Source organism: Actinomadura barringtoniae, from assembly GCF_017573505.1.
In the GTDB taxonomy this organism is placed as follows: Bacteria; Actinomycetota; Actinomycetes; order Streptosporangiales; family Streptosporangiaceae; genus Spirillospora; species Spirillospora barringtoniae.
On sequence record NZ_JAGEOJ010000011.1, the window covers coordinates 420,823 to 426,856 of the forward strand.

Below are 6,034 nucleotides of genomic sequence, written 5' to 3' on the forward strand. Positions count from 1 at the left end.
ACCCGCCGAGATGACCGATCGCGTGACCGTGACCGTGGACGACGGAGTGGCCGACGTACGGCTGAACCGGCCCGACAAGCTGAACGCCCTCGACCTGGCCGCCTTCGAGGCGCTCGCCGAGACCGGCGGCCGGCTCGCGGCCGATCCGTCGGTACGGGTGGTCGTGCTGTCGGGGGAGGGCCGGGCGTTCTGCGCGGGGCTGGACTTCGCCAGCTTCGAGACGATGGCCCGTGACGCCTCCGGCGACGCGGGCGCGGATCCGGACACGCGGCTGCCCTCCGACATCACCGAACGGCTGCCCGGACGCATCACCAACCTCGGGCAGCAGGCCGTTCACGCGTGGCGCGAGATGCCGCAGCCGGTCATCGCGGCGGTCAGCGGTCACGCGCTCGGCGGCGGTCTGCAGATCGCGCTCGGCGCCGACATCCGCATCGTCGCGCCGGACGCGAAGCTGTCGGTGCTGGAGATCCGCTGGGGGATCATCCCCGACATGACCGGCACGGCCGCGCTCGTCCGCCTGGTCGGGGAGGACGTCGCGAAGGAGCTGGTGTTCACCGGGCGGATGGTGGCGGGTGAGGAGGCCGTGCGGATCGGCCTCGCCACCCGTACCGCCGACGACCCGCGCGCGGCGGCGACCGAGCTGGCCCGCGACATCGCCGGCCGCAACCCGCACGCGATCCGCCATGCCAAGGCCCTGATCAACCGTGCCTCGGACGCCGGCGCCGACCTGGCCGGGCAGTTCCTCGCCGAGTCGCGGGCGCTCGGGGAGCTGCGCGGCTCGCCCAACCAGGCCGAGGCGGTCCGCTCCTACTTCGAGAAGCGGCCCGCGGTCTTCACCGACCCGAGCTGATCTCCCGCTTCGCCGTTCACCTTGGGATCTACGCCGGTCAGCAGGGTCCGTCGTTCACCAGGGTTCGTCGTTCACCAGGGTCCGTCGTTCACCAGGGTTCGTCGTTCACCAGGGGACGGTGCCGTTGTCGTCGAAGAAGCCGCTGGTCGGTCCGTCTTCCTTGAGTGTCGCCATCTGCACGGCGATGACAGCGCCGTCGGCCGCCGTCCGCGTGATGTCGGTGCGGGCGAACGGCTTGGTGAAATCGGTGTCGCACGCGCCGGGCGTGACGGAGTTGACCAGGATTCCGTCCGGGCGGAGCGCCTTGGCGTACTGAACGGTCAGCATGTTCAGCGCGGCCTTGGAGGGCGCGTAGGCCGCCGATCCCTGCATCTTGGCGAAATAGTGGTCGGGGTCGGTGTTGGTGCCGAGCGAGCCGACCGCGCTGGAGACGTTGACGATGCGTGCCGCGCTGGAACGGCGCAGCAGCGGCAGCATCGCCTCCGTCACGGCGATGACGCCGAGGACGTTGGTCTCCAGTACGGACCGTACGACGTCGATCTCCACGTGGCCCGGCCGCTGGCCTGCCGGATCCCCGGAGATCCCGGCGTTGTTGATCAGGACGTCGAGGTGGCCGAACTCCTCGTCGATCCGCTCCGCCGCGTTCCGTACGGAGGCGGGGTCCGTCACGTCCAGGACGAGGGAACGGACGCCGAGCTCGGCCGCCGCCTTCTCGCCCAGTTCCTTGTTGCGTGCCGCCAGGAGAACGGTGAGGCCTCGTTCGGCGAGCTGCGCCGCGATCTCGCGGCCGATTCCCTTGTTGGCTCCGGTGACCAGTGCGATCGTCATGCCTTCGAGTCCACCATCGGGTGCCGTGGGCGGCCCAGGACCATCCCGGTCATGGGCAATACCCTGAAGGTATGGACCGAGTGGAGACGCGGGAGCTGGAGTACTTCCTGGCCGTCGCCGAAGAGCTGCACTTCGGGCGCGCGGCCGTCCGGCTCGGCATCGCCCAGCCGCCGCTGTCCCGCGCGATCAAGCAGCTGGAACGGCGTCTGGGCGTCCTGCTGCTGGAACGCGACAGCCGTGGCGTCGCGCTGACTCCGGCGGGCGAGGTGCTGGCCAAGGAGGCCGTGACGGCGCTGGACGCGGTCGCCGCCGCCGCTCGCCGTACGCGGCGGGCGGGCAACGCCGAGCCCACGCTGGTCGTGGTGACCAAGCCGAGCGGCGACGGGGGACTGCTGCCCGCCGTCCTGGAGGCGTACGCGCGCTGCCCGGACGCGGTCGAGGTGCAGATCATGCTGCGGGGCGTGGCCGCGCGAGCCCGGCCGCTGCGCGACGGCACCGCCGACGTCGCGTTCCTGCACAGCCCGTTCGAGGACCTGACCGGGCTCGACACCGAGCCGCTGCTGGTGGAGGGCCGCTGCGCCCTCGTCGCCGCCGATCATCGTCTCGCCGGTCGCGACAGCATCGTGATGGCCGACCTGGAGGGCGAGACGTTCCCGCGCTGGCGCGGCGTGCCCGGCTCAGGGCCGCCGGACGGTCTGGAGGTACGGGAGGGCTCGGAGCTGATGCAGCTCGTCGCTCTGGGGCGGGCGGTGGCGTTGGTGCCCGAGTCCGCCCGGAGCCAGATCCGTCGCGACCTGGTCTGCGTGCCGATCCTGGACGCCGAGCCGATGACGCTGCTGCTCGCCTGGCCGGAGAGCAGCCGTTCACCGGCGCTGGCCGCCTTCGTCCGAACCGCCACCGAGGTGGCCGCCGCCCGCGCCCCCAGACCCGTCAGCTGACCGCCGCGCTGGCGGGCTCGGTCTCAGGCCGCGTGCCAGAGCGCGGCGATCGTTGCGGCGGCCTTTTGACCCTGGGCGCGGCCGGCCTTGGCCGCCGGTACGCGGCTCGCCGGGTCGAGCGGATTGGTGCCGAACGTGGCGAGCGAGTCGTCGTCGGGCACGATCACCTCGACCTTGCTTCCACCGGAGATGAGGTTCGCGACGTCCTGGTCCAGCCACGGGTCGGGCAGCGGGGCGAGCACCAGAACGCGGTCCGAGCCCTCGGCCAGGTCCGCGTTGGCCGAGGTGCGCATGCCGCCGTCGATGTAGCGGACGCCGTCGATCGTGACGGGCGGCCACACCCCGGGGACCGCGCTGCTCGCCGCGACCGCGTCGACCAGGTCCACGCCGGAGGAACGGTCGAACAGCCGAGGCTTACCGGTCGTCGCCTCGACGACCGTGACGATCATCTTCCGTTCGGGCCATGCGTGCACCGGGAGCCTGGACTCGATCACGGCCCGCCGGGCGGACTCGGGAACCGTCTCGGTCGCCAGCGCCATCGCGCCCAGCTCGATCCGTACCTTCACCGGATCCTCGTTGCGGCCGAAGATCTCGGCCCAGATCTCCATGAGCTTCTCGAGCGCAACGCCCTCTGGAATCAGCTCCCGGCTCTGCAGGGCAGGGTCGATCTGGCGCTGATAGAGGTCGTTCGGCGGGAGGCCGCTGGCCAGCTGCGCCGCGACGTTCGAGCCCGCGGACGTTCCGATGAGCAGGTCGGCGTCCGTGACGTCCGTCCCGGCGTCGGCCAGGCCCGCCAGCACGCCGTTCGCCCACGCGATCCCGGCGACCCCGCCGCCGCCCAACACCAGAGTCCGTTCGGTCATCTGCCCTGCTCCTGCTGATCGTCGTACGGTACGTCGATCAGCAGCACGGCCGCCCGCAGATACATTCCCGCTCAGGCGGCGAGGAACGACCCGAACGGCAGGTTGCGTACCAGCCAGAAGATCATGATGGCCCCGAAGAGCACCCAGATCCAGCGCGGATCGGCCGCCTTGGTGCGGGTCGGCCTATTGCGGGCCCTGGCGATGGTCCAGCGGACCCAGAAGAAGGCCAGTAGCGGGATCATCGCGACGGCGAACACGTTCAGGCCGAACGCCTCGCGAACGTGCCCGTGGGCGAGCGCGTGAATCGTGCGCAGCGAGCCGCAGCCCGGGCACTGGTAGCCGGTCAGTGCGAGGAACGGACAGGTCGGGTAGTGCCCGCTCTCATTAGGGTCGATCGCCCCGACATACCCGACGACCGTCACCGCCAGCAGCAACACCCCGGCCGGAGCCGCGAGCCTCCCGACCGTACTGCTCTGCAGCACCGCCAATCTGCCGCTGAGGCCGACCGCCTTGCGCCGTGACGCGTCGGGCCTGTCGAACGCGAGGTCCTGCTCACCCCCGCGATGATCGGCCCCCGCCGAGTCGGACGGAGCGCTCGTTCGCGTGGCACGCGCGGGCGCCCCATCTAGAGAAGAGGACGCGTCGACCGACGGCGACGCTTCCCCCGAACGAGGCGCGGGGGCCCAAGGCTGCACGTCCGCACCTTGCGACGCCGTCGCCGGAGTCGGGCAGCCCGTAGCGTGCGACGCGGTCTCCAGGGGCTGCGCGTGCGCAGTCGCCGGGGGCGAGACGCCCGCAGCTTGAGACGCCATCGCTGGAGACGGTACGTCCGTGGCGTGTGACGCGCTCGCCGGGGACGGTACGTCCGTGGTGTGCGACGCGGTTGTGGTGTGCGGCGCGGCCGCCATGGACCGTGCGTGCGGTGCGGTCGCCGGGGGAGAGGCGTTCGCGGCTTGTGACGCCGTCGCCGGAGTCGGGCCGCCGGTAACGCGCGAGGCGGTCTCAGTGGGTGGCGCGGTTGTAGCGTGCGGTGTGGTCGCCTGGGCTGCGGCGTCCGCCGCCTGGGACGCGGTCGCTGGAGACGGTACGTCCGTGGTGTGCGGCAGGGGCTGCGCGTTCGTGGTGTCCGGCTCGGTCGCCGGGGCCGAGGCGTCCGCGGCTGGCGACGCCGTCGCCGGAGACGGGCCGTCCGTGGCGCGCGATGCGGTTGCCGGGGGTGGCGCGTGCGCAGTTTGAGACCCGCTCGCTGGCGGCGAGGCGTCTGTTGAGGGTGTTACCGGTGCCGGACGTGAGGCGTCCGGAGGCCCGGCGGCCGGCCCGCCAGTCCGAGGCGGGGCGGGCCGGCGCAGGTTCGTCATGGGCTGGGTCCTAGGGAGCGGGCCGTCAGGAGGAGTTGCTGAGTGCCGCCGCGTACACGATGACCCACAGGACGGTCGCGATCGCGCCGAGGATCGTCGACACCATCGCCCACGTCTTGGCGCTGTTCGAGGCGCTTTGGGCACCCGCGTAGTCTCCGGCCGCGGCTTTGGAGTTGACCTGCGCTGCGAAGACGATCGCGACGACTCCGAGCGGCAGGCAGCAGAAGATCGTCGACAGGATCGCCCACACGAGGTGGTTAGGGGGCGGCGGCCCTTGAGGCGGCCCGTAGCCGCCGCCGTAGCCGGGCATGTTGTAGCTCATCGGGTGGAGCACCTCCGAAGCATGGGAATGCGTCAGTGATGTTGACGCTTCCCTGTCGCGCCTGGTTCTCCCAGCCTGCGATAAGGCCGCCTTTGGCCACCTCAAACAGGTGTCGTGTTAGCGTGAGGCCGCCTTGGACCAGCAGAAGATCCGCCTCGCCCGCCTGAGCCTTGCCGTTACGGCCGCTTTGGCCCTCGCGGCCTGCTCAGCGGGCGACAGTGACAAGGACGCCATCGCGGACACGATGAGCGATTTCCTCAAGGCGGCTCGTGCCGGAGACGCCGCCAAGGCGTGCGGGCACATGACCAAGGTCTACCGGGACGCCGACTGCGTGCGGAGCTGGTCGTCGGACAAGTCGCTCCTCGAGACTCTGGGCGGAGCCACGTTCAAGGTCGAACGGGTGGACAAGCGCGCGGGCGAGGCGACGGTCGAGGTGTCGCTCAAGTCAGGGGCCTCTGGCCATGCTGGCGAGTGGAAGCTGATCAAGGCCGACAAGCACTGGGAGATCGCGGAGATCGGCTCCGGTCCGGCCGGCTGATCGTGCGGGGCGCGTTCCCCTGGATGCCGTCGCCGTGCCTTCTGCGGCTGTAGGGGAGATGGGTGACGGTCGTCTCACCGCTGCTGAGCTGAGCGGGCGATATCGGGCCTGAGCATGGCATTCGCCGGCGGCGAGCCGCCGTCCAGAGGGCGGTGCGAAGTTTTCGTGCGGTGGATTCGCGAAACTGGTTTGACGTCCGCGCGAGGAGCACATAGATTCTCTCCTTGTCCCTGGAGGGGAGCGAGACGCCTGCGTGGCGGCCGTCCTGAGGGGAAACCACCAGCGATCTTGAGGTCTGACTCTCGTCATGCCCTCTATGTCGTGGTGCATGAGAAAA

Annotated in this window: 7 protein-coding genes; 3 read left to right on the plus strand and 4 right to left on the minus strand. The window is 70.9% G+C overall.

Annotated elements, in window-relative coordinates; translation table 11 throughout:
- Positions 1-10 precede the first annotated feature (10 nt).
- On the plus strand, positions 11-850 hold the full coding sequence (locus J4573_RS28000) for a crotonase/enoyl-CoA hydratase family protein (protein ID WP_208258839.1): 840 nt from the start codon (positions 11-13) through the stop codon (positions 848-850).
- Positions 851-955: 105 nt separating this feature from the next.
- Here J4573_RS28000 and J4573_RS28005 read toward each other — a convergent pair whose 3' ends face one another.
- Positions 956-1,678, minus strand: coding sequence for an SDR family NAD(P)-dependent oxidoreductase (locus J4573_RS28005; protein ID WP_208258840.1), 723 nt, complete (start codon positions 1,676-1,678; stop codon positions 956-958).
- Between the two features lie 71 nt (positions 1,679-1,749).
- On the opposite strand from J4573_RS28005, the gene J4573_RS28010 reads away from it, so the two are divergent.
- A complete protein-coding gene (locus tag J4573_RS28010; RefSeq protein WP_208258841.1) occupies positions 1,750-2,616 on the plus strand; it encodes a LysR family transcriptional regulator in 867 nt (288 codons plus the stop codon).
- A gap of 23 nt (positions 2,617-2,639) precedes the next feature.
- Here J4573_RS28010 and J4573_RS28015 read toward each other — a convergent pair whose 3' ends face one another.
- From J4573_RS28015 to J4573_RS28025, 3 genes are all read right to left on the minus strand, one after another.
- Positions 2,640-3,479 (minus strand): patatin-like phospholipase family protein, encoded by an 840-nt coding sequence (locus J4573_RS28015; protein ID WP_208258842.1) that lies wholly within the window; start codon positions 3,477-3,479, stop codon positions 2,640-2,642.
- A 71-nt stretch (positions 3,480-3,550) separates the two neighbouring features.
- Positions 3,551-3,961 carry a DUF2752 domain-containing protein gene (locus tag J4573_RS54265; protein WP_307796943.1) on the minus strand — a complete coding sequence of 137 codons (411 nt, stop codon included), beginning with the start codon at positions 3,959-3,961 and terminating at the stop codon, positions 3,551-3,553.
- Between the two features lie 901 nt (positions 3,962-4,862).
- Positions 4,863-5,159 carry a CD225/dispanin family protein gene (locus J4573_RS28025; RefSeq protein WP_208258844.1) on the minus strand — a complete coding sequence of 99 codons (297 nt, stop codon included), beginning with the start codon at positions 5,157-5,159 and terminating at the stop codon, positions 4,863-4,865.
- A gap of 133 nt (positions 5,160-5,292) precedes the next feature.
- Between J4573_RS28025 and J4573_RS28030 the strand changes: the two genes are divergently transcribed.
- Positions 5,293-5,697 carry a hypothetical protein gene (locus J4573_RS28030; protein WP_208258845.1) on the plus strand — a complete coding sequence of 135 codons (405 nt, stop codon included), beginning with the start codon at positions 5,293-5,295 and terminating at the stop codon, positions 5,695-5,697.
- The last annotated feature ends 337 nt before the right edge of the window (positions 5,698-6,034 follow it).